The following is a 19,391-nucleotide window of genomic DNA, read 5'->3' on the forward strand; positions in this document are numbered from 1 at the left end:
CGGTCCGTGACGGACGCGGCAAACCCGGATCGGGATCAGGGGGAGAAATGGTGTGGCCGATAGTAGCGGGAATGCCGGCAGCGAACCTTAAGCGTTCTTCAGAATCGGTCGATGCTCGAGACCGCTCAATTACAATCCGTTGCATGGCACGCACAGTGGGGCTCGTACAATCGCAGACACCTGTACGCGAATCGACCATGCGACTCCTCCTTGTTGAAGACGACGATCTGATCGGCAGCGGCCTCGAGATCAGCCTGAGCCAGGCCGGCTATCACGTCGACTGGCTGCGCGACGGCCACGCGGCCGCGGCCGCGCTCGCGTCGACCCGCTTCGCGCTCGTCGTGCTCGATCTCGGCCTGCCCGGAAAATCCGGCACGGAACTGCTGCGTGCGTTGCGCGATGCGGGCGATACGGTCCCCGTGCTGGTGCTGACCGCGCGCGGCACCGTCGCCGACCGCGTCCGCGGCCTCGACGACGGCGCCGACGACTATCTCGCGAAACCGTTCGAGCTGTCCGAAGTGCTCGCCCGCTGTCGCGCGCTCGTGCGACGCTCGCAGGGCCGCGCCGGCGACGAGATCGTCTGGCGCGACATCACGATCGACCTGACCACCCATACGGTGACACGCGATGCGGCGCGCATCGCGCTCACGTCACGGGAATGGGCCATCCTGGTTCAGCTCGTCAGCCACCCGGGCACGCCCCAGTCGCGCGCGCGTCTCGAAGACAGCCTGTACGGGTGGCAGGAAGGCATCGAAAGCAATGCGATCGAGGTCCATATTTCGAACCTGCGCAAAAAGCTCGGCGCGGAATTGATCCGCACCGTCCGGGGCATCGGTTACGTCGTCGACGCGCCATGATCTCGCGCTCGATCCGCCGCCGCGTGTCGGCGATGGCGCTCGGCTGCGTCACCGTCGTCTGGATCGTCGCCGTGTTCGGCGGCTTCCGGCACGCCACGCGCGAAATCGGCGAATGGGAAGATGCGCGCCTCGTCGAATATGCATCGCTGCTCGTCGGTCTCTCGCCGGCCGACCTCGCCCGCCTCGCCCGCTTTCCGCCCGACGCACGCGTCGAACTCGCGCTCGGCGCTTCAGGATCGAGCCCCGCCAACAACGACGGCGACCGCCTGCCGCGCGACGTGCTGTTCGAGGTACGCGACGTGCAGAACCATGTCATCGCGTCGAGCTTGCCGGCCGACGCCGCCGGCCTGCCCGATGCACGCGAACCGCGCGGCGCCCCCTGGACGATCGTCATCGGCGACGCGCAATGGCGCACGCACACGCTGCGCGACAGCGCGTCGGGGCGCTGGATCCGCGTGATGGAAACGGTCAACACGCGCAGCGATCTGGCGACCGGCATCGCGCGCGGCATCGTCTTGCCGCTGATCGTCGCGCTCCCGGTGCTGGCGTTGCTCCTCTGGTACATGATCGGACACAGCCTCGCGCCGTTGAAGACGCTGTCGACGCAGATCGGCGCGCGCGATGCGCGATCGCTCGAACCGCTCGACGTCGCCACCGTGCCGGACGAAGTACGCACGCTGGTCGACGCGATCGACCGCCTGCTGGCAAGGCTGCGGCAATCGATCGTGCGCGAGCGTGCGTTCACGTCCGATGCGGCGCACGAACTCAAGACCCCGCTGGCCGCGATCAAGGTTCAGGCCCAGGTGGCGATCGCAACCGACGATCCGGCGCGCAAGCAGCTCGCGATGCAGCGCGTCGTGCAAGGCGTCGACCGCAGCGCGCGTCTCGCCGAACAGTTGCTGCTGCTGGCGCGGCTCGACGAATACGAACGCATTCCGACGCGCGCCGTCGTCGTTCGCGAACTCGTCGACGCCGCCATCGATCGCCATCTCGCGAAGGCGTCGGACAAGGCCATCGACCTCGTGGCCGGCGCTGCATCCGAACGGGCGATCGATGCCGATCCGATCCTGCTCGGCATCCTGCTCGACAATCTCGTCGACAACGCCGTGAAGTACGGCCGCCCGGGCGGCCGCATCGAACTCGGCGTGCACGACGACGGCGCGCTGCAACGCATCGTCGTGCGCGACGACGGGCCGGGCGTCGCCCCCGGCGAGCACGAACGGCTCGGCGATCGCTTCTATCGCGGCAGCGGCACGCAGTCGCCCGGCAGCGGGCTCGGGCTGTCGATCGTCAAGCGCATCGCGCAATACTTCGGCGGCACCGTGCAGTTCGAGCCGGGCATCGGCGGTCAGGGCCTTGGCGTCGTGATCGCGCTGCCGTCGGCGGACGCGGCCGGATCGTCGCCGCACCATGCGCCGGCCGGCGAACACGGCGACCGCTCAAGTGCGATACCGCGTGCTTAACGTTTCGTTAAGGATTCAGTCGTAGAATCCGCCGACACATACGATCCCCGCCGTTCGTCAGGAGACTTCATGCCCACGCCCGCCCGCTATGACGCAGTTGCACGCCTTCTTCACTGGCTGATCGTGGCGCTGGTCGTCGCGCAGTATGTGATCGGCTGGACGATGCCCGATGTGCATCGCGATACGCAGCCGATCGGCCTGATCGCCGCGCACCTGATCGTGGGCACCGCGTTGCTCGCAGCGATGGCTTGCCGCGTGCTCTGGCGCATGACCCATCGCCCGCCCGCAAGCGACCTGGCGCCCGCGATGCGCGCGCTGTCGGGCGCGACGCATTTCGCGCTCTACGCACTGCTGATCGCCGTGCCGCTGCTCGGCTGGATCAACGCATCGTCGCGCGCGTGGGCCGTGACGCTGTTCGGTGTCGTCCCGTTGCCGGCGCTGTCGGCGGCCGGCTCCGGATTCGGTCACGCGATGGGCGACGTGCACGGCATCCTCGCGTGGGTGCTGTTCGGCGGCATCTGCCTGCACATTGCCGGCGCGCTGGCGCACCGCTTCGTGCTGCGCGATCAGGTCATGCAGCGCATGATGCCCTGGTGATCGCATCGCCCGCAGCCCGGCGCGTCATCGCGCGCAAGAAACGGGTCGTCCGGATTCGTCTTTATCGTTCCGCCGCGTCGCACGGCATGCGCCTCGCGCCCTGGGCCGCCACGCGTCTGCGCCGAGCCGCGCGGCGCTGCCCGCGGGGGCGCGACGCCGCATGCCTGCTCCGCACCCCGCCCGTCCGGCTGGAAGCCGGATGCGCCGACACCACACCAGTACACATCGCCGTCTAGTTCCCGACCTGCGCCGGCGCACCGGCGCCGGCCGCCTTCGCGGCGAGTGCCGCCATCCTCGCCTGGTCCTGCGCGGCGACCTTCGCTTGCGCGGCCTGGATATCGGCCGGGTACTCGCCATCGTCTCCCTTCGACGGGTCATACCCGGCCGCTTCCAGGCGCATCAGCTCCTCGCGAACTTGCGCGCGTGTGAGCGGCGCGGCCGATTGCGCGAAGGCCGACTGACCGACGATCACGCCGATCATCGTCAGTACTGCGATATATGTTTTCATCATGAGCTCCATCAATGTTCCGTATCGATCGACCATCGTGAATGCCTGACCTGCGAACGCAGGCGCTTGTATCAGCTACCGAAATAGATCGTGCAGAAGCTTGCCGGGCCGACGCACGCGGCCGGGCGCTGGCGCGGCGACATCGTTGCCGGCTTGCCCGCTTCGGATGAAACGGCCGGATCGCTGCCGACCGCCGTGCTGGACTGACGCTGCGGCATTTGTTGGACCTGCTGCTGGAACAGCGGGCTCACGTCCGGATACGACGTGTCGGTCACGAAGCGCAGTCCGTTGTTTTCGGCGTCGATCAGTTCCTGCCTGACCTGTGCGCGCGTCAGTTCCTGTGCCGACGCTTGCGCTGCGACACCCGCGAGAGAAATCGCCGCTACCGTGGCGGCCACCAGCCAATGCTTGTTCATGGTTTGCTCCTTCAGAAGTCAACGAGACGATGTGCTACACCCGTATGACGACGGAGCGGGTTCGTTTATTCCCGCGCGGCGCGGCTCAATTCGCTGGGGCCGAACATTCACGGAACTGTCATTCTTTCGTCAGCCGGCGTAATCTCACGTAACGCAGCGCCCATTACGCTTCGTGCAGACTGACGACACTTCATACGGATCGCCTTTCGATCGACCATGTCCGTCGTTTACGACTATGCAGCCGGCCTGCTGCGCACGCTGTACGACCGCCATATCGACGGCGGCTCGGTGCTCGACACGGCCGCATTCCCGGACGCCGAGCGTTTCGTGCGCGCATGGCCGGCGATCCAGGCGGAAGCGCTCGTCGTCGCGCGCGACATGCCGCGCATCCCGCGCTTCCACGAGATCATGCGCGAGCAGTACGACATCTCGGCCAACGATGCGCGCGACTGGCGGATGTTCATCATGCAGGCGTACGGCCAGCCGTTCCCGCGCAACCTGTCGCGCTGCCCGACCGTCGCGTCGCTCGTTGCGGCATCGCCGGACGTGCTGTCCGCGTCGCTGTCGTTCCTCGCACCGGGCAAACACATTCCACCGCATCGCGGGCCATTTCGCGGCATCCTGCGCGGCTATCTCGTGCTGTCGATGCCGAAGCGCGCGGACGGCACGCCGGCCGCCGTGCTGAAGGTCGACGGCCGCGAGTACCGGCTCGACGAAGGCCGCTTCCTGCTGTGGGACGACACGTTCATGCACGAGGTGTGGAACGACAGCGATGAAGTGCGGATCGTGCTGCTGCTCGATATCCGCCGGCGCGGGATGCCGCGCTTGCTCACGTGGCTGTCGAATGCGGTGATCGGCGTCGTACGGCTCGGGATCCGGATTCGGGGACGGTCGATTCCGGTTTAACGCACGACCGGCCGGCACACCCGATCACGCCGGGCGGCTCCATCCCGCCTTTCAGCGCCCGCCGGATCGCCTAAACTACAGACCGTCCCCTCCGCGCGGCTCCTGCCAGCCACCGCCATGGCGCACCTTTTCTTCGCCGCCTCGATCCAGCGGCACGTCGCAACGCCCGAGCGCGACATCGACGCGCGAACGCTCGGCGAGGCGTTCGAAACCGTCTTCGGCGAGCAGCCGAGGCTGCGCGGCTACATCGTCGACGACCAGGGCGCGCTACGAAAACACCTGTCGGTATTCATCGACGGCCACCCGATCCGCGACCGGCAACACCTGTCCGATGCGCTCGGCGACACCAGCCAGGTTTATGTCGTCCAGGCGCTGACGGGCGGATAAGAGGACTGATGCATGGACTCCGACCAGGCGCCCACGCACCAGAGCGCCAGGCCGGGCCACCAGGAGACATCCGACATGAACGATCGATTGCTCGTCGCCACCCGCAAGGGCCTGTTCATTCTGCAGCCCGACGGCAACGGCGGCTGGACGCTCGGCGAACCGCATTTCGTCGGCGAACCGGTCAGCATGGCGCTCGCCGACCCGCGCGACGGAACGCTGTACGCGGCGCTCAACCTCGGCCATTTCGGCGTGAAGCTGCACCGCAGGCGCGCGGGAGCCGCCGACTGGGAAGAATGCGCCGTCCCCGTCTATCCGCCGCAGCCTGTCGACGAACCGCCCGCCGGCGCCAGCGTGAATGGAGGCACGGCCGACGCGGACGACGAGCCCGCCGGCTCGCCGCAGCCGCCGTGGACGCTTCAGCAGATCTGGTCGCTCGAAGCCGGCGGCGCCGACGAGCCGGGCGTACTGTGGGCCGGCACGATACCCGGCGGCCTTTTCCGCTCCGACGATCACGGCGACTCGTGGGTACTCAACCGCCCGCTGTGGGACCGCCCGGAGCGCGCCGAATGGGGCGGCGGCGGGTACGACGCGCCGGGCATCCATTCGGTGATGGTCGATCCGCGCGACAGCCGGCACGTGACGATCGGCATCTCGTGCGGCGGCGTCTGGCAGACCTTCGACGGCGGCGCGACCTGGCGCGTCACCGCCGACGGCATGGAAGCCGATTACATGCCGCCCGAGCGGCGCGGCGAACCCAACGCGCAGGACCCGCACCGCGTTGTGCAGTGCCCGGCCAACCCGGACGTACTGTGGACCCAGCATCACTGCGCGATCTTCCGCTCGACCGACGGCGCCGAGCACTGGCGACGGATCGAAGCGCAGCCTTCGAGCTTCGGCTTCGCGGTCGCCGTGCATCCGAACGAACCGGACACGGCGTGGTTCGTGCCGGCCGTGAAGGATGCTTGCCGGATTCCGGTGAACGGCCGGTTCGTCGTCACACGTACTCGCGACGGCGGCCGCAGTTTCGAGAGCTTCTCGAACGGGTTGCCGGCCGCCCCCGCATACGACCTCGTGTATCGCCACGGGCTGGCAGTGGACGATTCCGGCACGCGTCTCGCGATGGCGTCGACGACCGGCGGGTTATGGACGTCCGGCGACGGCGGCGAAAACTGGCAGATGGTGTCCGCGCATTTGCCGCCGGTGTATTGCGTCAGGTTCGGGTGACGGTGCGGCGATCGTCCGTCATCCGCGCCACCGCCTCACGCGTCTGCGCGATTTCCGCTTCGAGCCAATCAAGAAACCGCCTGACCTGCGGTTCGCGTTCCCGCCCGGGCCGGCACAGCGCGACGAAGCGCGCGCCGCCGAGCCGCACCGACGGCTCGACCGGCATCAGCGCGCCGCGCTCGACATGCTCGGCAACCAGCACCGAGCTCAACAACGCGACGCCCTGCCCGTGCAACACGGCCTGCAACGCGTACTGCTCGTCGTCGTAATGCCGGAACACCGCGCGTTCGAGCCACGCTTCCCGGCCGGCCGCGCGGCACCACGACGCCCAGTCTATCGACATGGGCAGCGGCGTATCCCACACGGTCTCGATCAAATCGAGCCGCTCGTCCGTGCGATGCGCGTCGAAACCGGCGGCTGCATACGCGCCGAAATACTCGTCGAGCAGCGCGATCTCGTGCAGGCCCGGGAACGTGCGCGACGTCGCGCGAATCGCGAGATCGATGCGCGCATCGCGTTCGAGATCGGCGAGCGCATTGCCGGTTTCGACCTTGATGTTCAATTCCGGATCGACGCGGCGAAACCGGCCAAGCCGCGGAATCAGCCACATCGCGGCGAAAGCGGGCGTGGTGGTCAGCACGAGCGTACGCTCGCCGGCCGCCTCGGGCCGCACCGCGTCCAGCCCTCGGCTCAGCGCAAGCAGCGCATCGTGACTCGCGCTAAACAGCCGCTCGCCCGCGTCCGTGAGCCGCACGCCGCTCGCACCGCGCTCGAACAGCAGCACGCCGAGCCGGCTTTCGAGCGACTTGATCTGGTGCGACACGGCGGCCGGCGTCACGGACAGTTCGTCCGCGGCGGCCTTGAACGTGCCGAGCCGCGCCGACGACTCGAATACACGCAATGCGGTCAGGGGAATTTTCGAGAACACGGGGCCTCGCGGGCCGGATGCGGCCGGGTTGAATTCGATTCAATCCGGGTGAGATTAGGTGAATTGAGGCGGGTGTGCAACGCGGGTAGCCTTGCGGGACGTCGCGGCACGGTGCCGCGGCGGCTGCCGTCGAACCGGAGAAACAACGTGCAAGGCCTACCGCGCAGGATCACGCAGGCGGTGCTCTACGAAGCGATCGCCATCTCCTGCATCTCGCCCGTGATCGCGGCGATCTTCAAGCAGGACCTCGTCTATTCGGGCGCGCTGTCGGCGACGATGTCGGCGATCGCGCTGCTGTGGAACATGATCTTCAACGCGCTGTTCGAGCGCTGGGAAGCGTCGCGCCGGCAGCCGGCACGCACGCTCGGGCGGCGAATCCTGCACGCCACCGGTTTCGAAGGCGGGCTGATCTTCATGCTCGTGCCCGTCGTGGCGTGGTGGCTCGACATCTCGTGGTTCGACGCGTTCGTCGTCGATATCGGGCTGTTCGCGTTCTTCTTCTGCTACGCGTTCGTGTTTCAGTGGGCGTTCGATCGCGTGTTCGACGTGCCGGCGGCGACGAAGGGATCGTGACGGTTGTGTCCGCACGCAATCGCGCAAAAACGACGCGGCCCGCCCGCACGATGCGGGAGGGCCGCGTTACGTCAAACCAGCGCGCCGCCCGTTTCAGTCGGCACGCCGGTCAGGTCGACGCTCAATGCACGCCGAGATACGCCTTCACCGCCGGCAGACCCGGCTTGCCGTCGAGGGTCGTCACGCCCGCGAGCCACTTGTCGAGCGCCTGCGGGTTCGCCTTCAGGTACTCGGCCGCCGCCTTGTTCGGGTCTTCCTTGTTCATGATCGGCACCATCACGTGGTTTTCGATCGTCGTCGTGAACTGCAGGTTCGACACGAACTTCGCGACGTTCGGGCAGCGCGCCGCGTAGTCGGGCGGCGTTGCCGTCAGCACCTTCGCTTCGCCGTAGTTCGGGCCGAACACGTCGTCGCCGCCGCTCAGGTAATCGATCTTCATCTGCACGTTCATCGGATGCGGTTCCCACCCAAGGAACACGATCCACTGCTTGTCGCGGATCGCGCGGTTCACCTCGACCAGCATCCCGGCCTCGCTCGACTCGACCATCTTGAACTTGCCGAGGCCGAACTGGTTGCCGTCGATCATCTTCTTGATCAGCAGGTTGCCGTCGTTGCCCGGCTCGATCCCGTAGATCTTGCCGTTCAGCTTGTCGGCGAACTTCTGGATGTCCGCGAACGACTTCAGGCCACCCTGGTACACGTAGTCGGGCACCGCCAGCGTGTATTTCGCGCCGGTCAGGTTCGGCGTCGACAGCACCTTGATCGTGCCGGCCTTCGTGAACGGCTGGATGATCGGGTCCATCGTCGGCGACCAGTAGCCGAGGAACACGTCGATCTGCTTGCTCTTGATCCCGGCGAACGTGATCGGCACCGATGCGATCGTCTTCGTCGGCGCGTAGCCGAGGCCCTGCAGCATCGTCGATGCCAGACCCGTGGTCGCCGCGATGTCGGACCAGCCGACATCCGCGAAGCGCACGTTCTTGCATACGGGCGGATCGGCTGCATAAACGGCCGACATCGGCGCGGATACCCCAATCCCGCACACCGCTGCGATCAATAGGCGCTTCATCTGTCTTCTCCTCAAAGTGATGTCGTTTGCTTGAATGCGGGATCGTTTATTGAAACCGCGCGCCGCGATCCCGGCGACGTCGCGGACCGAATGATTCATGGCGGCGCCGGTCAGCGCCCCGGCAACCTGCGCTCGTAGCTCGGCGCATGGCCGAACTGCGCGCGGTAGGCCTTGCTGAAATGACACGGCGAATGAAACCCGCAGACCGTCGTCACGCGTGCGATCGACGCATCGGTCGTGCGCAGCAGGTCGCGCGCGCGTTTCAGGCGCATCGTCAGGTAATAGTGGGTCGGCGACACGTTCAGGTACACCTTGAACATCCGCTGCAAATGTCGCTGCGACAACCGCACGAGCCGCGCGAGCTCCTCCAGCGACAACGGCTCCTCGATGTTCGCCTCCATCAGCCGCACGACCTCGATCAGCTCCGCACGGGAGAAGCCGACACGCGCATCGACCGGAATCGGCTGCGTGTCGGTCGAGCTGCGGATGCGCTCCAGGATGAACTGTTCCGACACCTGCGCGGCAAGCTGCTGGCCGAACCGCATGCCGACGAGGTTCAGCATCAGGTCGAGCGGCGCGGTGCCGCCCGTGCAGGTCAGCCGGTCGCGGTCGACGACGAACAGCTCGTCGGCGAAACCGACCTGCGGAAACTCCGAATGCAGCGCGGACAGGTTCTCCCAGTGCACGGTGCAGCGATAGCCGTCGAGCAGCCCGCTCGACATCAGCGCGTACGCGCCCGTGCAGATGCCGCCGAGCGGCAGCCCGCGTTCGGCGAGCGCCGCGAGCGTATCGCGCGCGCCCTCGTCGACCACGTCGCGGATGCGGATGCCGCCGCACACGATCATCACGTCGGGCAGGTTCGTGTAGTCGAGCGCCTGCGTGGGCCGCACCGCGATGCCGTTGCTGGCATGCGCCGGTGCGCCATCGAGCGAGTAGATCGACCACCGGTAATGGTCGGCGCGCCCGACATAGTTCGCCATCCGAAGCACTTCGACGGCGCTCGAGAACGCGATCATCGAGAAATTCGGCAGCGTCAGGAAGCCGAAATGGGCGAGCGACGAAACCGGTGAAACGCAGGCGGCGGGCGCGACAGCGACGGCGGACGTCACATCGGTCTCCCAGGGTCTGTTTCCAGATGGAACGCGCATGCGTTGCCACGAGAACGGCCGCTCGCGAGGCGCGCGACGCTGCGAATACTGACGTATTCGCAAGGAGCGCAACGCGGCGAGCGGCCGTTCTCGTGGCAACCCCAAATTAAAAAATTCATGTCACGGGAATGCCCGAAATCGCCCGCATGGTGGCGTCGCTCGTCGCTTGTTTGGCTCGGCCAAACGGCGCTCCTCACTTCTTGCCCTGCGAGCGATTTCGGGCATTCGCATGTGCGTTCCATCTGGAAACAGACCCTCGACAGGTTGCAGGGAGCCAGCCCCGCGACCAAAGCCGCGGAAGCCGTTATCGATTCAGGGAAGGCGGCCGGGAGACTGGCCGGCCGCCGTTCGTTCAGGCCTGGGCGTGCGCGGGCTTCACGCGAAACAGCTGCTTGAGGCCCGAGAACAGCGGCGCCTTCACGGTGCCCGGCGCACGGCCGAAGCTTTCGGTGATACGGTCGAGAATGATCGCGAGCAGCACGACCGACAGACCGCTTTCGAAACCGAGGCCGATGTCGAGGCGCTGGATACTCGCGAGCACGTCGTTGCCGAGACCGCCCGCGCCGACCATCGACGCGATGATCACCATCGACAGCGCCATCATGATCGTCTGGTTCACGCCCTGCATGATCGACGGCAGCGCGTTCGGGAACTGCACCTTGTACAGCAGCTGCCACGGCGTGCAGCCGAATGCCTGGCCGGCTTCGACGATCTCGCGGTTCACATGGCGGATGCCGAGGCTCGTCAGGCGCACGGCAGGCGGCATCGCGAAGATCACCGTCGACAGGATCCCCGGCACGCGGCCGAGACCGAACAGCATCGCGGCCGGAATCAGGTAGACGAATGCGGGCATCGTCTGCATCAGGTCGAGGATCGGACGCACGGTCGCGGCGACCCACTTGCTCTTCGCGGCCCAGATGCCGAGCGGAATGCCGAGCACGAGGCTGATGATCGTCGACGACAGCGTGAGGCCGAGCGTGATGATCGTCTGGTCCCAGAAGCCCGTCGCGAAGATCAGCAGCAGCGACGCGGTGGTGAACAGCGCGAAGCGCCAGCCCACCCGCCACAGCCCGACGCCGATGAAGATCGCCATCATCATCCACATCGGGATCGCCTGCAGGCTGTGCTCGACGAATGCCGCGAGACCCTCGATCGCTTGACCGATCGCGTCGAACGTCTTCGCGTCGTGGTCGAGCAGGTAATGAACGGACTGGTCGACCCAGGTACCGAGCGGAATCATTTCAGACATGGGAACCTCGCGAACGCGTGATGGCCTTCAGGATGAGCGCACGATCGACCGAGCCGCAGTAGCAGCCGTCGTCGTCGACGACCGGCAGTGCATTCGGGCTCGCGACCACGCGCGCGACGACATGTTCGAGCGACGCGTCGCGCCGGATGCTCTCGATCGGCCGCACGGACGGCGTGGCCTCACCGATCGCGTCGCGCGTGACGAAGCCGCGGATCTTGCGTTCGGCGTCGAGCACGAACGCGTATTCGGCGCTGCCGTTCAGCGTCGCCGCGACGTTCGCGGCATCGCACTTCGACACGATCGGCACGGCACCCGTCTGCATCAGGTCGCCGGCCGTGAGGTAGCGGCTCGTATCGATGCCGTCGAAGAACGCGCGCACGTAGTCGTCGGCCGGGTTCGCGATGATGTCCTGCGGCGTACCGACCTGCACGAGGCGGCCGCCTTCCATGATCGCGATGCGGTTGCCGATGCGCAGCGCTTCCTCGAGATCGTGCGACACGAACATGATCGTGCGGCGCTGTTCCTTCTGCAGTTGCAACAGCACATCCTGCATTTCGCGGCGCTTCAGCGGGTCGAGCGCGGAGAACGCCTCGTCCATGATCATCAGCGACGGGTTCACGGCCAGCGCGCGAGCGAGGCCGACGCGCTGCTGCATCCCGCCCGACAGCTCGGACGGCAGCTTCTGCGAAAACGGTGCGAGACCGACCTGCTCGAGCACCTCCATCGCGCGCCGTTCGCGTTCCTTCTTGCCGACGCCCGCGACCTCGAGGCCGAACGCGGCATTCGACACCACGGTGCGATGCGGCATCAGCGCGAACGACTGGAACACCATGCTCATGTCCTTGCGGCGCAGCGCGGTCAGCGCCGAGCGGCGCGCCGACGCGACGTCGAGCCCGTCGATCATCACCTTGCCGGCGCTCGGATCGACCAGCCGGTTCACGAGGCGGATCAGCGTGGACTTGCCGGAGCCCGACAGGCCCATCAGCACGAAAATTTCGCCTTCCTGCACATCGAAGGAGACGTTGTGCACACCGACGACCTGACCGGTGCGCTTGAGCACCTCGTCCTTCGTCGAGCCGGCGGCGAGCATGTCGAGCGCCTGCTGCGGGTTGCTTCCAAACACCTTGCACAGACCTTCGACTACGACCTTGGGGGCATCCATCGAAACCTTCTCCTCGTGTAGCGGGGACTCGAGCGAGTCATAGCGTGCCTACATAGTTGCCAGAAAAAACCCCGACCTGCCGACGAATTACGACAAACGCTTGCGCAAATACGACACGCCCCCCAGCCCCGCCCGGCGGGGCGCGGCACGCAGCGACACCCGATTGCGGCGGCGCAATACGCGCACGGCCAACAACGACGGGCATCACGCGCCGGACTTGTGCGCAGCAGCGCGGCGTGCATCGCATGATGTTTTGCGCCAATTCGCGCCGGGCGCAGGTCGCTTTGCGACAATTTCACGTCCGATCCGCCGGTGTCGCGACTGTCATCCGATCAATGCGCGCCAACCGGCCGTCCGCCGGTGCGTGTCGGCCGCCCGCAAAAAGCATGACCGTACAAAAAAAGCCGCGCCGAACGATCGTCATGCACGGAAATCAGCCACGTATCGCACCCTGTCCGCAACCCAGAAAATCCCGCATGGCCGCTGTGATACATTGCCGGCAAACACGCCGCTCGCGACGCTGCGCGGGTCTGTCGCACGACGGTCCGCCTGCGGCGCGCGCATGCCGGTTCGCCTGCCGGCCGTGCTGAAACCGCCTCGATCCGGTGCGATCCGCGATCGAAGGACGATAACGATAGTGAGGGAGCAAGGCGTTGAACTGGGCATTCGCCGTAATCGGTTTCATCGTAGGCGGCATCGCCGCATTGATCGGGGATTTCTCGGGCGCGAGCGGCTCGCTGCTCGGTGCCGCCGTCGGGTTCTGTATCGGCCACGCGCTGCAGCAACACAAGCTCAAGAACAAGCGCGCCGCATCCGACGCATCCGCGATGCCCGCGACGCCGCAACAGCAACCCGTACCGCTCGCCGATCGCGTTGCGCGCCTCGAGGCGACCGTCGAAACGCTCACGCGCGAACTCGATTCGCTGCGCGGCCAACTGGCCGGCACGAAGGCCGGTGCGGCCACGACCGGCATCGCCGCGCAAACGCCTTCGTCCAGCGCGGCCGGCACCACATCCGCGCCGCTGTCGCCACCCGCCTTCGCAACGCCGCCGACACCGCCTACGCAACCCGCAGTCGCACGCGCGGGCATGCCGGCATCCACATCGGTGCCGGTGCCTGCCACGGCGCCCGCCGCCGTTCCCGCTGCGACCCACACAGCAGCGAACCCACCCGCAACACCCGCCCGCCCCACTCCGCCCGCGCCGCGCGAACCCGGCATCGCCGAGCGCGCGTTCGGCGCCGCGCGCGACTGGCTGCTCGGCGGCAACACGGTCGTGCGCGTCGGCATCATCGTGCTGTTCTTCGGCATCGCGTTCCTGCTCAAGTACGCGGCCGACAACAGCATGCTGCCGATCGAATTTCGCCTCGCGGGCACGGCGCTCGCCGCGGCCGCACTGCTCGCGATCGGCTGGCGCGTGCGTGCGCGCCGCGCCGCATACGGCCTCGTGCTGCAAGGCGGCGGCGTCGGCATCCTGTACCTGACGATCTTCGCCGCGACCAAGCTTTACACGCTGCTGCCCGTCGGCGCCGCGTTTCCGCTGATGGTCGCGGTCTGCGCGTTGAGCGCGTTCCTCGCGGTGCGGCAGAACGCGCTGCCGCTCGCGTTCATGGGCAGCGCGGGCGGCTTTCTCGCGCCGGTGCTGCTGTCGACCGGTCAGGGCAACCACGTCGCGCTGTTCAGCTACTACGCGCTGCTGAACGCGGGCATCTTCGCGATCGCGTGGTTCAAGGCATGGCGTCCGCTGAACCTGCTCGGCTTCGTGTTCACGTTCACGATCGGCTCGGCGTGGGGCGTGACGGCCTATCGCCCCGCGCTGTTCGCGAGCACCGAGCCGTTCCTGATCCTGTTCTTCCTGATGTATGTCGGCATCGCGCTGCTGTATGCGGTGAAACGCGAGCTGGCGCTGCGGCACTACGTGGACGGCACGCTCGTGTTCGGCACGCCGATCGTCGCGACCGCGCTGCAGGCGTCGCTCGTGAAGGACATGCCGTTCGGGCTCGCGTGGAGCGCCGTCGCGCTGTCGGCGTTCTACGTCGCGGTCGCCGCATGGCTCGCACGGCGCCGCGACCACCTCGCGCTGCTGTTCGAAGCGATGCTCGCGCTCGCGGTGATCTTCGCGACGCTGGCCGTGCCGCTCGCGTTCTCGGGCCCGACGACCAGCGCCGCATGGGCGATCGAAGGCGCGGCCGTCGTCTGGCTCGGCGTGCGCCAGAAACGCCTGCTGCCGTTCTGCTTCGGCCTGCTGATGCAGGTCGCCGCGGCCGGCGCGTTCTTCACGAGCCTGCTCGGGCCCACCGACACCAACGCGCTGCCGGTGCTCAACAGCCCGTATATCGCGATGCTGCTGATCGCGCTCGCCGGCCTGTTCACCGGCTGGTGGCTGCACGGGCGCGGCGAAGCGCGAGCGTGGCACGCATGGATGCCCGAGATCGGCGCCGCGGCCGCGGCGTGGGGGCTGCTGTGGTGGGTCAGCGGCGGGCTGCACGAGATCCTTGTCTACGCGAGCCGTCACGTCGACCTGCATGCCGACCGTTTCGTCGTCGATACGACGGCGCTGTTCGCGGCCGGCACCGCGTGGCTCGCGTACGTCGCGCGCCGCCGGCTGGCATGGCCGCTCGCCGAATGGCCGGCGCTCGCGCTGACGCCGGTGCTGGCGCTGCTCGCATTGCGCGCGTTCGATGCACATGAAGCGCCGCTGTCGGGCCTGGGCGCGTTCGCGTGGCCCGTCGCCGTCGGCGCAGGCCTTGCGCTGCTGTGGCGCCAGTCGCGCGGCGCGGCCAGAAGCGATACCGCGACGGGCATCGTGCAATCCATCGCCGCCAGCGTGATCGCGCCGCTGCATACGCTGATGTTCTGGACCCTGTGCGTGCTGCTGTCGCTCGAAGGTTTCTGGCGCCTGCGCGCATTCGTGCCCGAAGGCGCGTGGAGCTGGAGCGCGTGGGCGTACGGCTTCGGCGCGCTGCTCCTGCTGGTATCGGGCCCCGGCTCGCGGCTGCGCTGGCCCGTCGCGGCGTTCCCTCGCGCGTACCAGGTGTGGGGCGCGGCGCCGCTCGCCGCGCTGCTGTGGCTGTGGAGCATCGCGAGCATCATCAGCGACGGCGACGCTTCGCCGCTCTTCTGGCTGCCGCTGCTCAATCCGCTCGACATCGCGCAATTCCTCGTGTTCGTTGCATTCGCCGCATGGCTGCGCCGCCTGAAGACGCTCGGCATCGCGTGGCATCCGCGCGTCGTCGACTATGCGGCGATCGCGACCGTGTTCCTGTGGTTCAACGCGCTGATGCTGCGCACGCTGCATCACCGTTTCCACCTGGCCTACGACATCGACACCGTGCTGTCGTCGTTCGGCATCCAGCAGGTATTCATGGTCGGCTGGAGCGTGTTCGCGTTCGCCGGGATGTGGCTGACGCGCCGCGACGGCATCGCCCGCGTCTGCGCGCTCGCGTCGCTGCCGCTGATCGTCGTGATGTGGGTGTGGACCTTCTACGCGAACTTCACGCAGGACGGCGGAAGCTGGGCGCGCGTGCCGCTCTTCAACCCGCTCGATCTCGTGCTCGTGGTGGTCTATGCGCTCGCCGCATCGTGGTTCGTGCGGGCGCGCAAGCTCGGCTGGTCGTTCGACACCTATCGCGTCGAACTGCTGAGCGCGGCCGGCGCGACCGTGTTCCTGTGGCTCAACGCGATCCTGCTGCGCACGCTGCATCACTGGGCCGGCGTGCCGTACGAATTCGGCGCGATGGCGGAATCGACGCTCGTGCAGGCTTCGGTATCCGTGTACTGGACGGTCTGCGCGCTCGCGACGACGATCTGGGCCACGCGCCGCGGGCTGCGTCCGCTGTGGTTCGTCGGCGCCGCGCTGCTCGCGCTCACGGTCGTCAAGCTGTTCCTGTTCGACCTGTCGCACGTGACCGGCATCGAACGCATCGTGTCGTTCATCGGCATCGGCGTGCTGCTGCTGTTGATCGGCTATTTCTCGCCGCTGCCGCCGAAGGCCGCGGCCCAACGGGACGACCGGCAATGAAGCGACTCGCCGCCCTGCTCGCACTGAGCCTGCTCGCGTCGTTCGCCGCGGCCGACGGTGCACCGGACGCCCAACCCGGCGCGCAGCGCTACTCGCTCGACCTCGACGGTAGTGCCGCGTACTACCAGCTCACCGTGCCGCAGCCCGTGTATGCGGCCAGCCGGCGCGACGATCTCGGCGACGTGCGCATCTTCAACGGCGCGGACGAGCCGGTGCCGTATTCGCTCGACGCGCCGGCTGCGGCCACGCCCGCCGTGCCACCGTCGCGCGCGCCGGTGCACTGGTTCCCGCTGCCGCCGGTGCGCGCCAACAACGGCAACGCATCGCTCGGGGTGACGGTCGGCCCGGACGGCTCGCTGCGCGCGGCCGTCGCCGCGCCGCCGCCCGCACGGCGCGGCGCGGATCTCGTCGATCTGTCGCGTGCGGACGGCAGCCTCGACGCGCTGCTCGTGCACGTGGGCGACGACAGCTACCAGGGGCGCGTCGCCGTCGACGCGAGCGACGACCTGCGCAGCTGGCGCTCGCTCGGCAGCACGCAGTTGCTGAAGGTCGGCCGCGGCGACGACATGCTGGTGCAGGAACGCATCGCACTCGAAGGCGCGACGCCACGCTACCTGCGGCTGGACTGGCTCGACGGCACGCCCGCGATCGCGTCGATCGACGTCGAGACGCATCCACGCGACGCACGCGGAACGGACACCGCGTCCGTACCGCGCCAATGGCGCGACGCCGCACGCGTCCGGGCCGGCAGCGCACCCGGCGAGTATCTGTTCGACACCGACGGCGCGTATCCGGTCGACCGCGTGCGGATCGACCTGCCGCAACCGAACACCGTCGCGCGCGCGACGCTGCAGAGCCGCGCCGACGCGCAGGCACCGTGGCGCGACGTCGCGAGCGCCGTGCTGTTCCGGCTGCAGGGCAAGGGCGGCGAGCAGCGCAACGCGCCGCTCGAGTTCGCGGCGGACACGGATCGCGCGTGGCGGATCGTCGTCGACATGCGCAACGGCGGGTTCGGCAGCGGCCAGCCGGCCGTCGCGATCGGCTGGCACCCGGCCGCGCTGACCTTCGTCGCGCGCGGCGCGCCGCCGTTTACGCTCGGCGTCGGCGACGCGTCGCTCGAGTCGTCGGCCGTGAGCCGCGATGCGTTGCTGGTCGGCATGGCGCCCGAAGTGCGGCCCGCGCGCGTCGGCGCGGCGCTGCCGGTAGCGGCGATTGCGCCGGCGCCGGCCGCCGATACGGACGCGCCGCGCCGCTACGTGCTGTGGGGCGCGCTGGTCGTCGCGGTCGGCGTGCTCGGCACGATTGCATGGCGCCTCGCGAAAGGCGGCGGCGAGCCACGCGACCGCGACGAGTGACGTCACGCGGCCACCCCGTTCGCGGGTCGGCCGTCTTTACGCGCCGTTTATCCGGCGCACTCGTTTCTTTCGACGGCCGCAACGCATAACTGCGTACAGTCGTTGCATCGGAACCACGATGCGACGACATGCAGGAAACCTATTCATCGCACGACCAGCCGGCGCCGCGTACACGCCCGGCGCTACCGCTCAAGCGGCTTCTGCTGCTCCTCCCGATCGCGCTGTCGCTGTCGGCCGCGCTTCCCGCGCAGGCCGACGACACCTCGGCGGCACCGGTCCCAGCCGCGAGCACGCCCGATACGTCGCTGCCCCCGACCATCGACACGATCGTCACGACGCTGCGCAACCGCTTCCACATCGCGTATGCCGAAGCGCGCACGATCGCCCGTGCAGTGCAGACCGAATCGGATCGCTACGGGCTCGCACCGGCGCTGCTGCTTGCGATCATCGCGGTCGAATCGGGCTTCGATCGCCATGCGGTCAGTGTCGCCGGCGCGCGTGGGCTGATGCAGGTACTGCCCACCGCCCATCGCGACCTCGTCGCGCATGTCAGGGACCTGTCCGACCCGGCGACCAACGTGCGGATCGGCGCAGCCATCTTCCGCGGCTATCTCGACGATGCGGACGGCGACGTCGAAACCGCGCTCGTGCGCTACAACGGCGGCACGAAGCGCTATGCGCAGCGCGTCGCGTTGCGCGTGCAGCAATTCGATGCGCAGCTGCGAACCTCGAACGGCGCGGCGGCCGACGAACTGCGGACGGCCGCGAACCCTTGAGCGTACCGCGCTACGCAGCTCCCGCGAGCCGGTAGCCGACACCCATCTCCGTCACGATGTACTCGGGCCGCCGCGGATCGCACTCCAGCTTGCGCCGCAGGTGGCCGACATACACGCGCAGGTCATGCGCATCCTTGCCATGCGCCGCGCCCCACACCTCGCTCAGCAGGCGGTCGTGCGTGAGTTGCCGCCCCGCATGATGCGCGAGCACGGCCAGCAACCGGTATTCGATCGGACTCAGATGCACGCGCGCACCGCCGCGCAGCACCTGGCGCTCACCGAGATCAACGGTCACGTCGCCGAAGCGCACGCGCATCGCATCGATGCGGCCGCCGCTCGCCTGCCTTCGCAGGTGCGCACGAATCCGCGCGATCAGCTCGGCGGTGCCGAACGGCTTGGTCAGGTAGTCGTCCGCACCCGCGTCGAGCGCGGCGACCTTGTCGCTTTCCGCGCTCAGCGCCGACAGCACGATCAGCGGCGCGGCCGAGCACGCGCGCAGCGCACGGATCAGTTCGGTGCCACCGAGATCGCGCAGGTTCGTGTCCGCGACGATCAGGTCCGGACGGCGCGCGGTGACGGCCGCCACGCCCGCCGCACCGGTTCCGGCCTCGCAGACGTGCATGTGCTCGGCCTTCAGCGCGACACGGACGAAATGCCGGATGAACCTGTCTTCGTCGACGATCACGATGACGACGGTCGGTTCGCTCATGCGGCAGCGCCTCCGTCCGGAGTGTCATGCAGACTGTCGCGGCCG

General features: G+C 68.0%; 17 protein-coding genes and 1 pseudogene. 10 read left to right on the plus strand and 8 right to left on the minus strand.

The window, feature by feature from the left end:
- Positions 1-197: 197 nt before the first annotated feature.
- The 3 genes from ACTRWB_RS28660 (at position 198) to ACTRWB_RS28670 (ending at position 2,917) form a co-directional block, all read left to right on the plus strand.
- Positions 198-857 (plus strand): response regulator, encoded by a 660-nt coding sequence (locus ACTRWB_RS28660; RefSeq protein ID WP_446903834.1) that lies wholly within the window; start codon positions 198-200, stop codon positions 855-857.
- Positions 854-2,320, plus strand: a complete 1,467-nt coding sequence (locus tag ACTRWB_RS28665; protein ID WP_446903835.1) for an ATP-binding protein — start codon at positions 854-856, stop codon at positions 2,318-2,320. Before ACTRWB_RS28660 ends, ACTRWB_RS28665 begins: the two co-directional genes overlap by 4 nt.
- Positions 2,321-2,389: 69 nt before the next feature.
- A complete protein-coding gene (locus tag ACTRWB_RS28670; RefSeq protein ID WP_446903836.1) occupies positions 2,390-2,917 on the plus strand; it encodes a cytochrome b in 528 nt (175 codons plus the stop codon).
- Positions 2,918-3,149: 232 nt separating this feature from the next.
- Here ACTRWB_RS28670 and ACTRWB_RS28675 read toward each other — a convergent pair whose 3' ends face one another.
- On the minus strand, positions 3,150-3,425 hold the full coding sequence (locus tag ACTRWB_RS28675; RefSeq protein ID WP_446903837.1) for a DUF4148 domain-containing protein: 276 nt from the start codon (positions 3,423-3,425) through the stop codon (positions 3,150-3,152).
- Positions 3,426-3,496: 71 nt separating this feature from the next.
- Complete coding sequence (locus tag ACTRWB_RS28680) at positions 3,497-3,841, minus strand: DUF4148 domain-containing protein (RefSeq protein ID WP_446903838.1); 345 nt, start codon at positions 3,839-3,841, stop codon at positions 3,497-3,499.
- A 216-nt stretch (positions 3,842-4,057) separates the two neighbouring features.
- On the opposite strand from ACTRWB_RS28680, the gene ACTRWB_RS28685 reads away from it, so the two are divergent.
- From ACTRWB_RS28685 to ACTRWB_RS28695, 3 genes are all read left to right on the plus strand, one after another.
- Positions 4,058-4,747 carry an aspartyl/asparaginyl beta-hydroxylase domain-containing protein gene (locus tag ACTRWB_RS28685; RefSeq protein ID WP_446903839.1) on the plus strand — a complete coding sequence of 230 codons (690 nt, stop codon included), beginning with the start codon at positions 4,058-4,060 and terminating at the stop codon, positions 4,745-4,747.
- Between the two features lie 117 nt (positions 4,748-4,864).
- Positions 4,865-5,134 (plus strand): MoaD/ThiS family protein, encoded by a 270-nt coding sequence (locus tag ACTRWB_RS28690; RefSeq protein ID WP_446903840.1) that lies wholly within the window; start codon positions 4,865-4,867, stop codon positions 5,132-5,134.
- Positions 5,135-5,209: 75 nt separating this feature from the next.
- Complete coding sequence (locus tag ACTRWB_RS28695; protein ID WP_446903841.1) at positions 5,210-6,358, plus strand: WD40/YVTN/BNR-like repeat-containing protein; 1,149 nt, start codon at positions 5,210-5,212, stop codon at positions 6,356-6,358.
- Here ACTRWB_RS28695 and ACTRWB_RS28700 read toward each other — a convergent pair.
- A complete protein-coding gene (locus tag ACTRWB_RS28700) occupies positions 6,345-7,286 on the minus strand; it encodes a LysR substrate-binding domain-containing protein (RefSeq protein WP_446903842.1) in 942 nt (313 codons plus the stop codon). The two genes, ACTRWB_RS28695 and ACTRWB_RS28700, sit on opposite strands and share 14 nt — an antisense overlap.
- Before the next feature lie 147 nt (positions 7,287-7,433).
- Between ACTRWB_RS28700 and ACTRWB_RS28705 the strand changes: the two genes are divergently transcribed.
- Positions 7,434-7,859, plus strand: a complete 426-nt coding sequence (locus ACTRWB_RS28705; protein ID WP_343493566.1) for a PACE efflux transporter — start codon at positions 7,434-7,436, stop codon at positions 7,857-7,859.
- A gap of 121 nt (positions 7,860-7,980) precedes the next feature.
- Here the strand turns inward: ACTRWB_RS28705 and ACTRWB_RS28710 are convergent, their stop codons facing one another.
- The 4 genes and pseudogenes from ACTRWB_RS28710 to ACTRWB_RS28725 form a co-directional block, all read right to left on the minus strand.
- Positions 7,981-8,928 carry a choline ABC transporter substrate-binding protein gene (locus tag ACTRWB_RS28710; RefSeq protein ID WP_129515728.1) on the minus strand — a complete coding sequence of 316 codons (948 nt, stop codon included), beginning with the start codon at positions 8,926-8,928 and terminating at the stop codon, positions 7,981-7,983.
- A 110-nt stretch (positions 8,929-9,038) separates the two neighbouring features.
- Entirely contained in the window at positions 9,039-10,037 is a 999-nt protein-coding gene (locus ACTRWB_RS28715) for a GlxA family transcriptional regulator (protein ID WP_048242618.1), read from the minus strand.
- A gap of 391 nt (positions 10,038-10,428) precedes the next feature.
- Positions 10,429-11,325 (minus strand): choline ABC transporter permease subunit, encoded by an 897-nt coding sequence (gene choW / locus ACTRWB_RS28720; RefSeq protein WP_193099821.1) that lies wholly within the window; start codon positions 11,323-11,325, stop codon positions 10,429-10,431.
- Positions 11,318-12,606 (minus strand): annotated as a pseudogene (locus ACTRWB_RS28725) (quaternary amine ABC transporter ATP-binding protein); the annotation flags it as partial. The gene choW and the pseudogene ACTRWB_RS28725, both read right to left, overlap by 8 nt.
- A 534-nt stretch (positions 12,607-13,140) precedes the next feature.
- Here ACTRWB_RS28725 and ACTRWB_RS28730 point away from each other — a divergent pair.
- The 3 genes from ACTRWB_RS28730 (at position 13,141) to ACTRWB_RS28740 (ending at position 18,637) form a co-directional block, all read left to right on the plus strand.
- Positions 13,141-16,506, plus strand: a complete 3,366-nt coding sequence (locus ACTRWB_RS28730; RefSeq protein ID WP_446903843.1) for a DUF2339 domain-containing protein — start codon at positions 13,141-13,143, stop codon at positions 16,504-16,506.
- Positions 16,503-17,861: a DUF3999 domain-containing protein gene (locus ACTRWB_RS28735; RefSeq protein WP_446903844.1), complete on the plus strand. Its 1,359-nt coding sequence runs from the start codon at positions 16,503-16,505 to the stop codon at positions 17,859-17,861. The genes ACTRWB_RS28730 and ACTRWB_RS28735 overlap by 4 nt, the downstream gene beginning before the upstream one ends.
- A gap of 128 nt (positions 17,862-17,989) precedes the next feature.
- Entirely contained in the window at positions 17,990-18,637 is a 648-nt protein-coding gene (locus ACTRWB_RS28740) for a lytic transglycosylase domain-containing protein (protein WP_446903845.1), read from the plus strand.
- Positions 18,638-18,647: 10 nt separating this feature from the next.
- Here ACTRWB_RS28740 and ACTRWB_RS28745 read toward each other — a convergent pair whose 3' ends face one another.
- Positions 18,648-19,346, minus strand: a complete 699-nt coding sequence (locus tag ACTRWB_RS28745) for a response regulator (RefSeq protein ID WP_446903846.1) — start codon at positions 19,344-19,346, stop codon at positions 18,648-18,650.
- Positions 19,347-19,391: the final 45 nt, after the last annotated feature.

It is taken from the genome of Burkholderia sp. YIM B11467, assembly GCF_052952715.1.